This is a genomic window from Saccharopolyspora sp. 7B (assembly GCF_020177435.1).
GTDB lineage: Bacteria > Actinomycetota > Actinomycetes > Mycobacteriales > Pseudonocardiaceae > Saccharopolyspora_C > Saccharopolyspora_C gregorii.
Window position 1 is genome coordinate 1 of record NZ_JAIUKC010000093.1, and the last position, 15760, is coordinate 15760.

General features: G+C 73.2%; 14 protein-coding genes and 1 riboswitch. Of the genes, 3 read left to right on the forward strand and 11 right to left on the reverse strand.

The window, feature by feature from the left end:
* The coding region (locus LCD33_RS15770; RefSeq protein ID WP_255617539.1) for a putative glycoside hydrolase at nucleotides 1–768 on the forward strand (768 nt) is incomplete at its 5' end.
* Between the two features lie 180 nt (nucleotides 769–948).
* Here the strand turns inward: LCD33_RS15770 and LCD33_RS15775 are convergent.
* The gene (locus LCD33_RS15775) at nucleotides 949–1527 is read right to left on the reverse strand and encodes a TetR/AcrR family transcriptional regulator (RefSeq protein WP_224967250.1); all 579 of its coding nucleotides are present in this window, start codon (nucleotides 1525–1527) and stop codon (nucleotides 949–951) included.
* A 424-nt stretch (nucleotides 1528–1951) separates the two neighbouring features.
* Between LCD33_RS15775 and LCD33_RS15780 the strand changes: the two genes are divergently transcribed.
* A complete protein-coding gene (locus LCD33_RS15780) occupies nucleotides 1952–2785 on the forward strand; it encodes an LLM class flavin-dependent oxidoreductase (RefSeq protein ID WP_224967255.1) in 834 nt (277 codons plus the stop codon).
* On the opposite strand, the gene LCD33_RS15785 is transcribed toward LCD33_RS15780, so the two are convergent.
* The 6 genes from LCD33_RS15785 to LCD33_RS15810 form a co-directional block, all read right to left on the reverse strand.
* Nucleotides 2775–3548: an ABC transporter ATP-binding protein gene (locus tag LCD33_RS15785; protein ID WP_224959612.1), complete on the reverse strand. Its 774-nt coding sequence runs from the start codon at nucleotides 3546–3548 to the stop codon at nucleotides 2775–2777. The two genes, LCD33_RS15780 and LCD33_RS15785, sit on opposite strands and share 11 nt — an antisense overlap.
* Nucleotides 3545–4567, reverse strand: a complete 1023-nt coding sequence (locus LCD33_RS15790) for an iron ABC transporter permease (RefSeq protein WP_224977991.1) — start codon at nucleotides 4565–4567, stop codon at nucleotides 3545–3547. The genes LCD33_RS15785 and LCD33_RS15790 overlap by 4 nt, the downstream gene beginning before the upstream one ends.
* Nucleotides 4564–5580, reverse strand: coding sequence for an ABC transporter substrate-binding protein (locus LCD33_RS15795; RefSeq protein WP_224959608.1), 1017 nt, complete (start codon nucleotides 5578–5580; stop codon nucleotides 4564–4566). Before LCD33_RS15795 ends, LCD33_RS15790 begins: the two co-directional genes overlap by 4 nt.
* A gap of 83 nt (nucleotides 5581–5663) precedes the next feature.
* Nucleotides 5664–5797: riboswitch (cobalamin riboswitch) on the reverse strand.
* A 295-nt stretch (nucleotides 5798–6092) separates the two neighbouring features.
* On the reverse strand, nucleotides 6093–6629 hold the full coding sequence (locus tag LCD33_RS15800; protein ID WP_224959607.1) for a TetR/AcrR family transcriptional regulator: 537 nt from the start codon (nucleotides 6627–6629) through the stop codon (nucleotides 6093–6095).
* Nucleotides 6604–6978: a multidrug efflux SMR transporter gene (locus LCD33_RS15805; protein WP_224959606.1), complete on the reverse strand. Its 375-nt coding sequence runs from the start codon at nucleotides 6976–6978 to the stop codon at nucleotides 6604–6606. Before LCD33_RS15805 ends, LCD33_RS15800 begins: the two co-directional genes overlap by 26 nt.
* A complete protein-coding gene (locus LCD33_RS15810) occupies nucleotides 6975–7295 on the reverse strand; it encodes a multidrug efflux SMR transporter (RefSeq protein ID WP_224959605.1) in 321 nt (106 codons plus the stop codon). The genes LCD33_RS15805 and LCD33_RS15810 overlap by 4 nt, the downstream gene beginning before the upstream one ends.
* A gap of 185 nt (nucleotides 7296–7480) precedes the next feature.
* Between LCD33_RS15810 and LCD33_RS15815 the strand changes: the two genes are divergently transcribed.
* Nucleotides 7481–9670: a DEAD/DEAH box helicase gene (locus LCD33_RS15815; RefSeq protein ID WP_224977992.1), complete on the forward strand. Its 2190-nt coding sequence runs from the start codon at nucleotides 7481–7483 to the stop codon at nucleotides 9668–9670.
* A gap of 3 nt (nucleotides 9671–9673) precedes the next feature.
* Here the strand turns inward: LCD33_RS15815 and LCD33_RS15820 are convergent, their stop codons facing one another.
* The 4 genes from LCD33_RS15820 to LCD33_RS29410 all read right to left on the reverse strand — a co-directional run bounded on the left by LCD33_RS15820 (nucleotide 9674) and on the right by LCD33_RS29410 (nucleotide 15759).
* Complete coding sequence (locus LCD33_RS15820) at nucleotides 9674–10879, reverse strand: cytochrome P450 (RefSeq protein ID WP_224977997.1); 1206 nt, start codon at nucleotides 10877–10879, stop codon at nucleotides 9674–9676.
* 109 nt (nucleotides 10880–10988) lie between these two features.
* Nucleotides 10989–11810 carry a cyclopropane-fatty-acyl-phospholipid synthase family protein gene (locus LCD33_RS15825; protein ID WP_224977993.1) on the reverse strand — a complete coding sequence of 274 codons (822 nt, stop codon included), beginning with the start codon at nucleotides 11808–11810 and terminating at the stop codon, nucleotides 10989–10991.
* Nucleotides 11811–12208: 398 nt separating this feature from the next.
* Nucleotides 12209–13222 carry an NADP-dependent oxidoreductase gene (locus tag LCD33_RS15830; protein ID WP_224977994.1) on the reverse strand — a complete coding sequence of 338 codons (1014 nt, stop codon included), beginning with the start codon at nucleotides 13220–13222 and terminating at the stop codon, nucleotides 12209–12211.
* A complete protein-coding gene (locus LCD33_RS29410; protein ID WP_224967252.1) occupies nucleotides 13222–15759 on the reverse strand; it encodes a PfaD family polyunsaturated fatty acid/polyketide biosynthesis protein in 2538 nt (845 codons plus the stop codon). Before LCD33_RS29410 ends, LCD33_RS15830 begins: the two co-directional genes overlap by 1 nt.
* Nucleotide 15760: the final 1 nt, after the last annotated feature.

Consider the following 15760-nt stretch of genomic DNA (forward strand, 5'->3'; position numbering starts at 1 on the left):
GGCCTGGCGGACGCACCGACGACGCGCCCGCCGCCCCCGCCCCCCCCGCCCCGCGCGGTGCCCGAGGAACCGACGGTCCGGGTCGCGGCCCCTCCCGGGCCGCCGTCCCGCCGGAAGTGGTGGTGGCCCGCGATCGAGGCCGCCGCGGCGGTCGTCGTCGGCCTCGTCGCCGTCCTCGCCGTCGCCACCCGATCCACCGCTCCCGGCGGACCGCTGCCGCTGTACCAGGGCGGCGCGGTCGCCGAGTCCTTCGCCGGGTACCTCGGGTCCGACAGCAACTGGAGCGGCACCGCCATCCCGCCGGAGGGTGCCTCTCACCCCGGCGAGATCGCGGCCACCCCCGACGGGGACGGGATGCGGGTGGTGTGGAACGGGGATTCCACCGCGCAGGTCTACCTGCAGACCACGAACCCGGAGGGCTCGCTGGACCTGCGGCCCTACGTCGACGGCGGTGGCGCGCTGGTCTTCGAAGCGCGGCTCAACGCGGAACCGGGCGAGGGCGCCGCGGAGATCGCCGAGCACTGCCACTACCCGTGCGCCGGCGCGCTGCCCGCCGCGAAGCTGTTCGGGGAGCTGCCGGTGGGGCGGACGACGACGGTGAAGATCCCGCTGACCTGCTTCACCGCGGCGGGCCTGGATCCGGAGCGGGTGAATACGCCGTTCCTGGTCTCCGCGCAGCGGCGCCTGGACGTCACCTTCTCCGACGTGCGCCTGGAACCCGACACGGCGGAGGACCCGGACACGAGACCCTGCACGACCATCCGCTGACCCAGGTGAGTGGCACACCCGGCCGACCACGCCAGGCCGGCGGACCGCTCACCCCGGCAGAACCGGCAGATGAGTGGCCCGTTCGACCGACCACCCCGGGCGGGTGGGCCGCTCACCTCGACGGAACCGGGGATGGGCGGGTCGTTCGGCCGCCGCCCTCAGGCCGGTGAGGGTTCGGGTTCAGGAGGCGGCACGAAGGCCCGCGACGAGGACGTCGACGAGGCGGCGCGCGTCGTAGCGCGGGTCGTCTTCCGCGCCGATGCAGAGGTTCCCGACTCCGCGCATCAGCTCGATGGCCTCCAGGTCGGCGCGGATCTCCCCCGAGCGCGCGGCGGCGGCGAGCAGTTCCGCGCACACCGGCAGCAGCCGGTCCAGGAAGTAGGCGTGCAGCGCCTCGAACCCGTCCTCGTCGGAGCGCAGCACCTTCGCCAGCCCGTGCTTGGTGACCAGGAAGTCGACGAACAGGTTGATCCACCGCCGCAGCGCGGCGTACGGGGTCGCGCAGCTCTCCAGCAGCACCGGTCCGGCTTCGGCGCAGGCTTCGATCTGGTGCCGGTAGACGGCGATGATGAGGTCGGACCGCGTCGGGAAGTGCCGGTAGATCGTGCCGGTTCCGACCCCGGCCTGCGCGGCGATGTCGCGCACCGGGGCTTCCACGCCGGAGCGGACGAACACCGCGGCGGCGGCGTCCAGCAGCGTCCTCTCGTTGCGCTGGGCGTCCGCCCGCTTGGGCCGCGCCGCGCCGTCGTCTGCGCCCACCGTGCTCCCCTCCCGATGCGGACTTGCCATGCGGAACGCTGTTCCGTATAGTTTCCGGAGTGCGGTTCCGCTTGTTCCATGATGCCAGAGCGGGACGGCCACCGGAACGCCTCGCCCGACCGCGGCACCAGCGCGAGCGGGAGCGCTCCACCGGCGCGGCCCCCCGCCCCGAGCGGGCCCGGCGCGATCGAGCGACCGCCGTTCGACGAACCTGAGAAGAACGGCACTTCCGCGGCTCCCCACCAGGGAAGTCGCGGCACGGCGACCGCGGATGCCACCACCGCCGACCGGCCGACCCGCGCCGCACCCATCCTGCCCACCACAGCCCCACATCTGCACCCATTAAACGGAACTTTGTTCCGATTAACTCGAGGACACCGGAGGATCCCCCGTGACGCATTCCACCCGCACCAGCTTCGGGATCATGACCGCCCCGCAGAACCTGCACCACCGCGACCTCCTGGAGGTCTGGCGCGAGGCCGACGCGATCCCCGAGATCGAGCACGCCTGGCTGTTCGACCACCTGATGCCCATCGGCGGCGATCTGGACGGCCCCGCCTACGAGGGCTGGACGATGCTCGCCGCGCTCGCCGCCGCCACCCGCCGGTTGCGCGTCGGCGTGCTGGTGACCAGCAACCGGTTCCGGCCGCCGGCGGTGCTCGCGAAGATCGCCACCACGGTGGACGTCATCTCGGACGGACGGCTCGACTTCGGCATCGGCGTCGGTTCCCGGCCGGACCACCCGCTGGCCCGCCGCGAGTACGCCGCGCACGGGATGCCGTTCCACGACACCGCCCGCGCGGTCGGCGCGCTCGACGAGGCCTGCACGGTGATCCGGCGGCTGTGGACCGAGGACGAGCCGTTCGACTTCGACGGCGAGCACGTGCGGCTGACCGGCGCGTTCGGCAACCCGAAGCCGGTGCAGCGCCCGCACCCGCCGATCCTCATCGGCGGGCGCGCCGCGGCGACGCTGCGGATCGTCGCCGCGCACGCGGACGTGTGGAACATCCCCGGCGGCGACATCGAGGACGCGAAGTCCCGCAGCGCCATGCTGGACCGCCGCTGCGCCGAGATCGGCCGCGACCCGGCGGAGATCACCCGCTCGATCCACCTGGCGGTGGACTACAAGCGGCCCGCCGAGACCCGTGAAGCGATCGGCGCGGCGGTCGAGGCCGGGTTCACCCACGTGGTGCTGGGCCTGCCCGCGCCGTTCCCGCCCGGGGTCGCCCGCTGGGTCGCCGACGAGCTCATCCGCTGACCGGCAGCTCCGGCAGGAACCGGACGTGCGGATGTCCGTCCACTTCGGACACCTCGCAGCGGACGCCGTAGACCTCGGCGATGGTCCGCTCGGTCAGCACCTCCCGCGGGGTGCCCGCCGCCACCACCCGGCCGCCGGAGAGCACCGCCAGCTCGTCGCAGAACATCCCCGCCAGGTTCAGGTCGTGCAGCGCGATCACGCTGGTCACCGGTAGCCGCCGCACCAGCGCCAGCAGGTCCAGCTGGTGGGCGATGTCCAGGTGGTTCGTCGGCTCGTCCAGCACCAGCTCCACCGGTTCCTGCGCCAGCGCCCGCGCGATCTGGGCGCGCTGGCGCTCCCCGCCGGAGAGCCCGTGCCAGCGCCGGTGCGCCAGCCCGTCCAGGCCGGTCTGCGCCAGGGCGCGGCGGATGATCTCCTCGTCCGCCGCGCTCCGCCCGCCCCAGCCGCTGCGGTGCGGGGTGCGGCCGAGGGCGACGACCTCGGCGACGGTGAGGTCCACGTCCGTGCCGACCTGCTGCTCGACCACCGCCACCCGCCGGGCCAGCTCGCGGCGCGGCCAGCGGTCGGTGGTCCGGTCACCGACCGCCACCGTCCCGCTCGCCGGTCGGCGCAGGCCCGCGAGCAGCCGCAGCAGCGAGGACTTCCCGGATCCGTTCGGCCCGAGCAGGCCCACGGTCCGCCCGGGTTCCACGCGCAGCCGCACCCCGTCGAGGATCAGCGCTCCCCCGGCCGACCAGGACACGTCGTTCGCGGTCAGGCTCACGAGACCCTCCCCCGCTTGGCCAGCAGCACGGCGAACGCGGGCACCCCGACGAGCGCGGTGACCACGCCGACCGGCACCTCCTGCGGCGCGGCGATCGTGGTGGCCAGCACGTCCACCCACACCAGCAGCACCGCGCCCAGCACCGCCGTCACCGGCAGCAGCGCGCGGTGCCGCGGTCCGACCAGCAGCCGCGCCGCCTGCGGCAGCACCAGGCCGACGAACCCGATCGCGCCCGCGGCGGCCACCAGCGTCGCCGCCAGCAGCGCCGTCGCCACCAGCAGCACGATCCGCAACCGCTGCACGTGCACCCCGAGGGAGGCCGCCGCGTCCTGGCCGAACGCGAACGCGTCCAGCGCCCCAGCCCGGGCCAGGCACAGCACCAGGCACGCCACGCACACGATCCCGGCCAGCACCACGTCGTTCCACCGCGCCCCCGACAGCGAACCCAGCAGCCAGAACAGCACCCCGCGGGTCTGCTCCGCGTCCGCCGACGTGATCACGATGTAGGAGGTCAGCGCGGAGAACAGCTGGGTGCCCGCGACCCCGGCCAGCACGGTGTGCCCGGCGGCGCCACCCGCGACCGACGCCAGCAGCAGCGCCAGCGCGAACACCACCAGCGCTCCCGCGAACGCCCCCGCGGTCAACCCGATCGCCCCGGCCCCGAGCCCCAGCACCACCACCGACACCGCGCCCGTGGAGGCGCCGGAGGACACCCCGAGCAGGTACGGGTCGGCGAGCGGGTTGCGCACCAGCGTCTGCAATACCGCCCCGCACACCCCCAGCCCGGCACCGCAGATCGAGGCCAGCAGCGCCCGCGGCAACCGCAGCTGCAGCACGATGCCCTGCCCGATGCGGGACACCTCGGTGTCCACCAGCCCGAGCCGGTGCCCCACCACGCTGCCCACGTCGGCGACCGACAGGTCCGCGGGCCCGAGGGTGACCGCGGCGGCGATCGACAGCAGCAGCGCCGGGATCCCGGCCAGCACGATGGCGGAGGCGGGCAGCCGCCCCGCCGTCACCGCTGCCGGTCCAGCTCGACGAGCCGGTCCGCGAGCCGCTCGATGCCCTGCACGGTGCGGAGGCTGATGTTCAGCTCGGTGCCGGTCATGCTCAGCAGGTGGTCGTCGCGGACCGCGGCGAGCCGGGACACCGCCGGGTCCTCGTGCAGGAACCGCTCCTTCGCCGCGAGCCCGTCGCCTTCGCCGTCGCGGGTGAGATCGCCGAGCACCAGCAGGTCCGGGTCGCGGGCCAGCACGTCCTCCCAGGACACCTGCGGCCACATCGAGGTGACGTCGTCGTAGGCGTTGCGCACGCCCAGCTCCCTGGCCATGATCGCCGGAGACCCGGTGGAGCCCGCCACGTACGGGGATTCGGTGCGGGCGAACCAGAACAGCACCGAGATGTCGCCGCGCGAGTCCAGCCCGGCGACCTTCTGCCGCGCCGCCTCCACCCGGCCGCGCAGCTGCTCGTTGAGCGCCCGGCCCCGCTCGGGGACGCCGAACAGGTCGGCGATGTCCTGCACCTCCTGGTGGATGTCGGCCAGCTGCACCGGTTCCGGCAGCGGCGCCTCCTCCGGCAGGCAGTTGCTCGGCGACAGGTAGGTGGGCACGCCGAGCTCGGTGAACCGCTCGCGGTCGGCGACGCGCTCGTCGGTGAACATGGCCTGGTAGGCGCCGAGCACGATGTCCGGTTCGGTGTCCAGCACGGACTCGAACGACGGGGTGTTCTCGGCGAGCTTCGGCACCCGCGCGTTCGCCGCGGCCAGCGGCGGGTCGACCGGCTCCGTCCAGGTCGCGGTGCCCACCATCCGGTCGGCCAGTCCCAGCGAGAGCATGATCTCGGTGGTCGACTGGTTCAGCGACACCGCCCGCCGCGGCGGTTCCGCGACGGTGACCTCGGTGCCGCAGTTGTGCAGCGTCGTCGCCCCGGCGGCGGGTGCGGTGTCGTCGGCGGGGGCGGCGCAGGAGGCCAGCACGGTCGCGGTCAACGCCACCAGTCCGGCCCGGAACGCGCGGGGGCGCGAGAACGGCATGTCACGTGGTTCCTCACCCCGGACCCATGCGCGGGGCCCGGCAGGCTGCGACCCGGCACCGAGTGCGGTCCGGGGAGCCAGCCAGGTCTTCGGGCTCGGGTTCGCCGGGCGAGGTCCCTTCCCGGACCCGGTGGTCCAGTGGTCGCGGCCGTGCGGCCGTTCCTCGCCCATCGCCCCTACCGCTGCGCGTCAGCTCCGGATTCCGACCGGATTCCCTGCCCTCGCGGGCGCGACTGGCTCCCGAGCACCCTAACCGGACATACCACTACCCCATCAAGGTGATGTTCCTCGCTGCGGGCACCGCCACTCGTTCTGCTTTCGGGGATGGGTGGCGGACTCAGCGCTTTCCTCGCTGCGGGATCGTTTTCACAGGTGGCTCCGCCACATGCGAAAACGCTGTTCTCGCGAGGAAAGCGCTGAGAACCCGCGGGTGGTCGACCTGCGCGCGTGGTCGCTGCTCAGCGGCTTCCCCGCTGACAGGGAACGACCCCCGAGCAACGGACGAACAGACATCAGTCCGGTTGCAACATCGTGCGGATGTTCTCCACCGGCGGGGTTCGCTCCTCGAAGAGGCATTGCATCTGGTAGCCGTCGGCGGTCGCGGCGAGCCGGTCCGCCGCCGGAGCGGGCAGCACTTCGGCCAGCTTCTCCCGCAGGTGGACCAGCGAAGCACGGCTCACCGCGCGGAATTCCGGGTCGCGCATGCCGAGGACGTACAGCTCGTAGGTGACGACGCTGGTGCCGCGCTCCGCGGTGAGGTGGTGGTGGACCAGCTCGGCGAGCCGGGCGACGACGGTGTCCGCGGTGACCCCGCGCAGCCACTCGTCGAGGGACTCGGCGCGGGAACGCAGCACCCGCCTGCTCGCCTCGATCAGCAGCGCGCGCACCGATTCGAAGTGGTAGGCGACGGAACCGACGGGCACCCCGGCCTGCTGCGCGGCGGCGCGCGCGGTGACGCGGGAGGTGCCGCCGTCGCGGATCAGCTGGATCGCGGCGTCCACGATCCGCTCCCGCCGTTCGGGATCATTCGGGGTGTTCTTCGGCCGCACCGCGTTCCTCCCGCGAATCCCGCCTCGCCAGGTTGATCATCGCGACGCCGCCGATCACGCACGCGACGCCGAGCCATGCCACCGGGGGCAGGTGGTCGGCGAACAGCACCGATCCCAGCAGCGCGACCCCGGCCGTCCCCGCGCCGGTCCAGATCACGTAGGCCACGCCCAGCGGGATCACCCGCAGCGCCCGCGACAGCAGCACGACCGTCGCACCGTAGCCGACCACCGCGACCGCCGACGGCACCGGCGCGGTGAAACCGGCGGAGGCCCGCAGCGCCAGGGTGGCGACGATCTCCAGCACGATGGTGCCCGCGAGGTGCGCCCACGCCCGGCGCGCCGCGCTCATCCGCCCGTCCCGGTGCCGAGCAGCACGATGCCGAGCAGCGTCACCGCCATGCCGCCGAGCTGCACCCGGCTGGTGCGCACCGCGAAGAAGACCCGGTCCACGGCCACCAGCACCACCGCCGCGGCGCCCGTCCACACCGCGTACACGAGTCCGACCGGCAGCCGCTGCACCAGCCAGGACAGCAGCACGGTCGCGATCGCGTACCCGGCGATCGCCGCGATCCCCCAGCCCCAGCGGGTGAATCCGCGCGAGGCCCGGGTGCACAGCGAACCGCACAGCCCCGCGGCGATGGCCAGGCACAGCATCCCGAACGTCATGCCGACAAGAGTATGTACAGCTGTTCATAAATGGCAAGCGGCCGTCCCGGCGGACCCTGCGGCACCGGCGTCCGGTGATCCGGCAGGCTTGTCGGGGTGCCGCGGTCGCGGACCACCCGCTCGGTGGCTGCCCGCACGCTCGGACGGTGCGGTACTGACGAGCACGGGATTCCTGGGGAGGAAGCATGCAGCTCGACGACGAGCCAGGCGAGGTGAAGGCGGGTCGCGCGGCGCGCGCCGCGCGGGCCGGGGCGCGGTCGTTTCGCGCGGCCGCGCACGGGCTGCTCGCCGAACCGGACCGGCTGCGCGCGCTGGCGCGGCGGCGGTACGACGCGTTCCGGCAGCGGGAGGCGTGGGAGCGGTTGCGCGCGATGCCGGTCGGCAGGCTCCGCGAAGCCGCGCAGGGCAGGCTGCGGCTCGGCGAGCTGGAACGCGCCGGCTTCCGCACCGTCGCCGACGTGGCCGCCGCGACCCCGGAGCGGTTGCAGACCGTGCCCGGCGTCGGCCCGGCCATCGCGCGACAGGCCGCGGACGCCGCCGGGCGCCTCGCGCAGGCCGGCGCGCAGGACGTCGTGGTGCGCCTCGACCCGGACCGGCGCGATCCGGAGCACGCCGCGCTGCTGGCGGCGGTGCGCGCCTGGGAACTCGCCGGAGAGCGGATCTCCGCGCTGCAGGAGGAGATCCGGCGCGGGCTCGGCACCCTCGACGAGCTGGAACCGCCTGCGCAGCGGACCCGCAGCAGGCTGCGGATGTGGTTCACCGGGGCCGGTCGCGGGGGCGCCGCGCTCGACGCGCTGGCGCGGCTGGACGGGCTGCTCGCCGAACCCGGCATCCGGCAGGTTCGCGCCACCGCGGCGGACGCCGTCGGCGCGGAGGAGCGGCTGGCGCCCGCGGCGCTGTGGCAGGACTACGAACGCCGCGCCGCCACCTACAACACGCTGCTCGCCGAGCTCACCGGCCACGCCGGGACCGCCGCCGGAGCCGCCACCGGGCAGCTGCCGCCGGAGCAGGAGCGGCAGGTCACCGCGACCGGGCTCGACACCGGGCTGATGCGGGTCGCGCTGCGCGGCTACCAGGCGTTCGGCGCGAAGTTCGCCCTGGCGCGGCGGAAGTCGATCCTCGGCGACGAGATGGGCCTGGGCAAGACGGTGGAGGCGCTGGCCGCGATGGCGCACCTCACCGCGCGCGGCGGCACCCACTTCCTGGTGGTGTGCCCGGCCGGAGTGCTGATCAACTGGGTGCACGAGACGTCCCGGCGCAGCGCGCTCGTGCCGCACCCGCTGCACGGCCCGGACCGGGACGCAGCCACCCGCGAGTGGCTGCGCGACGGCGGGGTCGCCGTCACCTCGTTCGACACCCTGCAACGGCTGCGCGGGGTGGCGGACGCGCCGCTGTCGATGGTCGTGGTGGACGAGGCGCACTACGTGAAGAACCCGCAGGCGCAGCGCTCCCGGGCGGTGGTGTCCCTGGTGGGCCGGGCGGACCGCGCGCTGCTGCTCACCGGCACCCCGATGGAGAACCGCGTCGACGAGTTCCGCACCCTCGTCGGCTACCTGCAACCGGAGGTGGCCGCCCGGCTCGACGCGCGGGACGCGCTGGCGCCGGGCCGGTTCCGGCGGGCGGTGGCACCGGTGTACCTGCGGCGCAACCAGGAGGACGTGCTCACCGAACTGCCCGAGCTCATCGAGCTGGAGGACTGGGTCGAGCTCACCGGCTCCGACGACACCGCCTACCGGAACGCGGTGGCGTCGGGGAACCTGATGGCCATGCGGCGCACCGCCTACGAGCAGGCCGGTTCGGCGAAGCTGGCGCGGCTGCGGGAGATCGTCGAGGAAGCCGCGCAGCAGCGGTGGAAGGTCGTCGTGTTCACCTTCTTCCGGCCGGTGCTCGCCGCCGTCCGCGAGGCCGTCGGGCCCGCCGCGATGCCGAAGGACCTGGACGGCCACCTCACCGACAAGCAAGGGCTCGTCGACGAGTTCTCCGAGCGGGACGGGCACGCCGTGCTGCTCGCCCAGATCGACGCGGGCGGCACCGGGCTCAACATCCAGGCCGCGAACGTGGTGGTGCTCGCCGAACCGCAGCTGAAACCCAGCGCGGAGGAGCAGGCCATCGCCCGCTGCCACCGGATGGGCCAGACCCGCAAGGTCCACGTGCACCGCATCCTCGCCAAGGACACCGTGGACCAGCGGCTCCGCGAACTCCTCGAGGGGAAATCGCGCCTGTTCGACGCCTACGCCCGGGAGAGCGCCGCGAAGCTCACCGACCCCGAGGCGCTCAACACCCGTCCTCTGGACGAACGCCGCCTGCACGACGCCACCGTCCCCGTCGAACGCCGCATCGTCGAGGTGGAACGCGACCGCCTCGGCCTCGGCTGATCCTCACCAGGTGACGGGAAGGGCGTGCAGGCCGAAGATGGCCGCGTCGTTCTTGAGCGGGATCTCGTCGAGCGCGGCCGTCGGGCGCAGGCCGGGGACCTTGCGGAACAGGGTGTTGTAGACGATCTCCAGTTCCATCCGGGCCAGGTTCTGGCCGAGGCACTGGTGCGGGCCGTAGCCGAACGCGACGTGCTGGCGGGCGCCGCGCTCCACGTCGATCTCCTCGGGGCGCTCGAACGCGGCCGGGTCGCGGTTGGCGGAGCCGCCGAGCGCGAACACGCCCTCCCCCGCCTTGATGGGCTGGCCGCCGATCTCCAGGTCGTCCTTGGCGATCCGCACCGTGATCAGGTCGGTGATGCTGAAGTAGCGCAGCAGCTCGTCCACGACTTCGAGGGTGCGTCCCGGTTCGGCGATGACCCGGTCCCGCAGCCGCGGGTTCTGCATCAGCGCCAGCGAGCCCAGCGAGATCATGTTGCCGGTGGTGTCGTGCCCGGCGGTCAGCAGCAGGAACGCGAGGTCCACGAGCTCGGCGTGGTCGTAGGAGCGCTCCTCGGCCGGCTTCGCGGCCTGTCGGCTGAGCAGGTCGTCGCCGGGCTCCGCCTCCTTCGCCGTCACCAGTTCGTCCAAGTAGGACTGGAGGTCGAAGAAGGCGCGCTGCCGGGCCAGCGGCGGCTCGGTGGTGTTGAGCATCGTCGAGGTGCGGTCCTCGAAGAACTCGTGGTCGGCGTAGGACACGCCGAGCAGTTCGCAGATCACCAGCGACGGCACCGGGAACGACAGCGCGCGCACCAGGTCGGCGGGCTTCGGCCCGGCCAGCATCGCGTCCACCGCCTCGTCGACGATCTGCTGGACGCGGGGGCGCAGCGCCTCGGTCTTGCGCACGGTGAACTCGCCGACGACGGCGCGGCGGGCGCGGGTGTGCACCGGCGGGTCCATGCCGGCCAGCGACAGGGTGGAGTCGTTGTCGCTCTTGGCGAGCTCCACCATGTGCGGGAAGTCCGGGTCACCGCGGTCGGAGCTCAGCCGCGGGTCGATGAGCGCCTTGCGCACGTCCTCGTAGCGGGTGACGATCCACGCGTGCTTGCCGGTGGGCAGCAGCACGCGCTGCACCGGCGAGTTCTCCCGCAGTTCCGGGTATTCGTCCGGCAACCGGTACGGGCACTTCCGCGGCGGCGGGAACGCCAAGGCGGTGTCGTCGTGTTCGACCATCTCGGTCACAGCAGACCATCCCTCATCAACGATCGGCGGGGAGGTGAACGGCCCACCGGCCCGCGTTCCCGGGACGGATGGGCCATTCACCTGGGTGGACCCGCGGAGATCAGGCGGGCTTCTCGGCGGTCAGCAGGACCGAGCCGAACTCGTCCACGTCCACCATGTCGGCGGGGCTGAACTTCGTGTCCGCCTCCTCCTGGAAAACCGGGTCGAGCTGGTCGTTGGCGGCGCTCATCTGCTGGAAGGTGGGGCGCACGCTCTGCTCGGTGATGTCGAGCAGTTCGGCGAACCGCAGCCCGGCGCGGCGCAGCATCGGCAGGTAGTCGTCCCCGTCGGCGAGGGTCATGATGAAGTCGCGCAGGCAGCGGTCCACGTGCTCCTGCTTGTCCGCGGGAATGGGGCCGCGGGCGAAGAAGTCGGTGAGGGTGAGCCGGCCGCCGGGCTTGAGCACGCGCTGGATCTCGCTCAGCACCTGCTCGCGGTCGGGCATGTGGAAGATCGACTCGATGGCGATGGCCGCGTCGAAGGAGGCGTCGGGGAACGGCAGGTTCATCGCGTCGGCATGCTGGAACTCGACCTGGCCGGCGAGCCCGGCGTCCTGCGCGAGCTCGGTGGCGCGGCTGATCTGGTCCCGGCTGATGGACACGCCGGTGACGTGGGCGCCGGTGCGGGCGGCGATGCGGCTCGCGGGCTGGCCGAGTCCGCAGCCGACGTCGAGCACGCGGTTCCCGGCCCGCAACCGCAACCGCTCGGTCATCATGTCGGTGAGCCGGTCGGCGGCCTCCACCAGCGGCACCTCGGTGTCGTCGAGGTCCCAGAATCCGAGGTGCAGGCTGCCGCCGGCGCCTTCGGTGTCGAGCGCGGTGAGGCGGTCGTAGAGCAGGCCGACCTCTTCGGGGACGGACAGGGTGGTGTTCTGGGCGGACATGGTGGCCTTCCTTCTGTTCTCACTGGACCGGAGCGGTTCGGTGGCGTCCGCGCGATCGGCGGCGACCTGGCGCCCGGAGGTCGTTGCTGTGCCGGGGAAGCTGCGTCGGGGATTCCGTGCTGTCGTGGAGAAACCGGGCCGCGTCGGAGGCTGTCGGAGAAACGGCGCCGCAGCGGAGTTCCGCCGCCGCGCGGGGAAACCGTCCTGCCCCGCACGATCGGGGCACACCGGAGATCGGCCGCGTCAATCGAAAACCTTTGCTGCGCCGAGGAATCGTGGCGTGATCGAGGAACCGCACCCCTCCCGGAAACTACACCGGCCGCGGGCCGACGTGGGACTCTTCCGCGGATTCTGCCGGAACCACTGGGGAATTCACTGGTCTTGATCTCCTGGTCGGATCAGTCGACGCGCACGAGGGTCTTGCCGGTGTTCTTCCCGCCGAGCATGTCCAGGAAGGCCTGCGGGGTGTTCTCCACTCCCTGCACCACGGTCTCCCGGCACCGCACGTCGCCGCGGGCGAGCCAGCCGCCCATCTCCGCGAGGAACCGGTCCTTGACGTGCTCGTAGTGGCCCACCAGGAATCCGCGCAGCGTGATGCCCTTGCCGATGGCCTGCACCAGATTCCGCGGCCCCACCACCTCCCCGCGCTCGTTGTACTGGGAAATGGCGCCGCACAACGCGAATCGGGCGCCGGGCCTCGCCAGCAGCAGGGCGGCGTCCAGGTGGTCGCCGCCGACGTTGTCGAAGTAGACGTCGAACCCGTCCGGGGAGGCCTTGACCAGTTGCTGCCAGATCGGCCTGTCCCGGTAGTCGAAGGCGCGGTCGAACCCGAGTTCCTCGGTCAGGTAGCGCACCTTCGCCGGGCCGCCCGCCGAGCCGATGACCTTGGCGGCGCCGCGCAGCTTCGCGATCTGACCGACGATCGAGCCGACGGTGCCCGCCGCGCCGGAGACGAACACCGTGTCGCCGGGCCGGAACTCGGCGGCTTCGAGCAGTCCGGCGTAGGCGGCGTGGCCGGGCATGCCGAGCGCGCCCAGGTACGCCTCGGGCGGGGTGGCGGTGGTGTCCACCCGGGTCGCGCCGGCGGCGCCGACCACGGCGTACTCGCGCCAGCCGAGCCCGTGCAGCACCACGTCACCGGCCGCGAGCTGCGGGGACCGCGACACGAGGACTTCGCCGACCGCACCACCTTCGAGGGGTTTGCCGATCTGGAACGGCGGCACGTAGGTGCGCACGTTGTTCATCCGGCCCCGCATGTACGGATCGACGCTGAGCACCAGGTTGCGCACCAGCACCTGGCCGGGCCCGACGTCGGGCAGGTCGGCCCGGGCGACGGTGAAGTTCTCGGGGACCGGCATCCCGTCCGGCCGGGAGGCCAGCCGGATCTCGGTTCCCGCGGTCGGCGCGGTCATCAGGACCTCCTCGTATCAGCCGACGGGTTCGGGCCGGGGGCCAGGGTGGCCTGCCAGTGCTCGACGGCCGCGCCGATGGTCTCGACGGCACCGTCCAGCAGCAGGCGGCCGATCTCGTCCACGTGCCGGTGCTGCCACGGGTGCAGCTCGGTGCCCCGCACCCAGTCGTTGAAGGCGCCGAGCGCGGGACCGGTGTGCACCTGGCGGTTGACCTTGTCGTGCTCGTCGCCGCTCATCGCGAGCTTGGTGCTGTAGTGGAAGTACCAGCGGAACAGCCGCGCCAGCTTCAGCTTCGGCTGCTGCTCGGCCTGCGCGATCTGCGCTTCGCGGCCGCGGGAGCGCAGGTGGGCGCACACCTCGTCCCACACCTCCTCGGCGCTGCGGCGGAAGTAGGTGCGTTCGACGAGTTCCCTGGTGCGCAGCGGGATCTGCTCCCAGCCGTCGTAGTGCGCGTGCAGCGCGAACAGCTTGTTCGCCCGCGTCGGGAAGAACACGCCCTTGCGCAGCACCTGCACCTGGGCGCCCATCTCGAACATGTCGCCCGCCGGGGCGTAGCCGGTGTCGTCGACGCCGATGTCCTGCAGCACGTCCTTCACCGGCGCGCTCATCGCCGATTCCGCGGTGCACTGGTTGATCGAGCCGGTGAGCACGTAGTCGGCGCCGAGCAGGAACGCGGCGGCCACCGCCGACGGCGTGCCGATACCACCGGCGAGGCCGAGGCAGATCGGTTCGGCGTAGCCGTGCTCCCGCACCGCGCGCTGCCGCAGCCCCAGCATCGCGGGCATCAGCACCGCCGCGATGCCGCCGTCGGTGTGCCCGCCGGAGTCGGCCTCGACGGTGAGGTCGTGGCTCATCGGCACCTGGGCCGCCAGCCGCACCTGTTCGTCGGTGAGCGCGCCCTCCGCGCGCAGTCCGTCCAAGATGGACCGCGGTGGTGGCGCCAGGAACTCGGCGGCGATCTCGGGACGGGACACCTTCGCGAGGATCCGGTGCTCGCACACCGGTTTCCCGTCCGGACCGGCGCGCAGCCCGCTGGCGCGGAACCGCACCAGCGCCGGGGTGATCCGGACGAACGCGGAGGCCTCGACGGTGCGTACGCCGAGCCGCAGCAGCAGCTCCACCTGCTCGCGCTCGGCCGCCGGATCGTCGTGGTCGGCCAGCAGGTTCACCCCGTAGGCCCGAGCGTCCGGCAGGCCGCGCTGGATCTCGCGGACGCCGCGCTCGACCTCGGCGGGCGGGAGCCCACCGGTGCCGAGCACGCCGAGCATGCCGGCACGGCCGAAGCGCACCACCATTTCCGGGGAGGCGACCCCGCGGTACAGCCCGCCACCGGCGTAGGCGTAGCGCAGGCCGTGGCGGCGGCGGAACACCTCGCTGCCGAGGTGGGTGGCGCGCTCGTCGGCGGCGGGAGGCCCCGTCGGCACCACCGGCGGTGCGGAACTCCCGTTGACCGGCGCGGTTCGCTCCGGAGCGCGGGGCCGCGCCGGTTCCGGGCTCGGGGCCGGTTCCGGACGCCGCGTCGGTTCGACCACCGGTTCCGGACGCGATGCCGGTTCTGGTCGCAGCGCCGGTTCGGCCACCGATCCCGGACGCGGTCCCGGTTCGGCCACGGCTTGCGGTCGCGATCCCATATCGGCCACCGGTTCCGGACGCGATGCCGGTTTCGGCCTCGGGGCGGCTTCGGCGACCGGTTCCGGCCTCGGCGCCGCGCGGATCTGCTCGACGAGCTTGCCGACGACGCGCCCGCCGAGCTCCACGAACTCGGTGACACCCGCGTCCAGCAGGTGCCGCACGCCTTCCGTCCACCGCACCGGGCTGACCACCTGCTCGGCCAGCAGCCGCGCGGTCCCCCCCGGCGGGTACGGCAGCGCGGTGGCGTTCGCGATCACCGGTACCAGCGGATCACCGAGCCGGAATTCCGCCAGGTAGCGGGAGAATTCGTCCTTCGCGGCCGCCATCAGCGGGGAGTGGAACGCGCCGGAGACGTTCAGCCGGGCGCAGCGGACCTCGCGCGCCTCCAGGTACGGCACCAGGTCGCCGATCACCTCGACCGCGCCGGAGACGACCTGCTGCGCGGGCGCGTTGTCGTTGGCCACGACCAGCGAACCGAACCCGCCCTCGTCGAGCAGTTCCCGCAGCCGCGGCGGTTCCAGCCCGAGCACGGCGACCATGCCGCCACCGCGCGCCTGCGCCATCAGCTCCCCGCGGCGCCGCACCAGCCGCAGCCCGGTGGCGAAGTCGAAGGCGCCCGCCGCGTGCAGCGCGCAGTACTCGCCGAGGCTGTGCCCCGCGTACCGGTCGGCCGTGCCGCCGTCCTCGCGCCACCGCCGGTGCGCCAGGGTGCCGACGACGTACAGGGCGGGCTGCGTGCAGCGGGTGTCGCCCAGCTCCTTGTCCGGGTCCTCCAGGCACAACCGCCGGATCGAGCGGCCGAGGATCTCGGAGGCCTCCTGCTCGGCGTCCGGGTAGGCGTCGAACAGCTCCTCCCCCATGCCGCGCCGCTGCGCGCCCTGCCCGGGGAAGATCACCGCCCGCACG

Coding starts and splice junctions, on each gene's coding strand:
- LCD33_RS15795 (WP_224959608.1), bottom strand. CDS start 5,580: ATGCCGTTCTCGCGCCCCCGCGCGTTCCGGGCCGGACTGGTGGCGTTG.
- LCD33_RS15830 (WP_224977994.1), bottom strand. CDS start 13,222: ATGACCGCGCCGACCGCGGGAACCGAGATCCGGCTGGCCTCCCGGCCG.
- LCD33_RS15815 (WP_224977992.1), top strand. CDS start 7,481: ATGCAGCTCGACGACGAGCCAGGCGAGGTGAAGGCGGGTCGCGCGGCG.
- LCD33_RS15825 (WP_224977993.1), bottom strand. CDS start 11,810: ATGTCCGCCCAGAACACCACCCTGTCCGTCCCCGAAGAGGTCGGCCTG.
- LCD33_RS15780 (WP_224967255.1), top strand. CDS start 1,952: ATGACCGCCCCGCAGAACCTGCACCACCGCGACCTCCTGGAGGTCTGG.
- LCD33_RS15805 (WP_224959606.1), bottom strand. CDS start 6,978: ATGAGCGCGGCGCGCCGGGCGTGGGCGCACCTCGCGGGCACCATCGTG.
- LCD33_RS15820 (WP_224977997.1), bottom strand. CDS start 10,879: ATGGTCGAACACGACGACACCGCCTTGGCGTTCCCGCCGCCGCGGAAG.
- LCD33_RS15810 (WP_224959605.1), bottom strand. CDS start 7,295: ATGACGTTCGGGATGCTGTGCCTGGCCATCGCCGCGGGGCTGTGCGGT.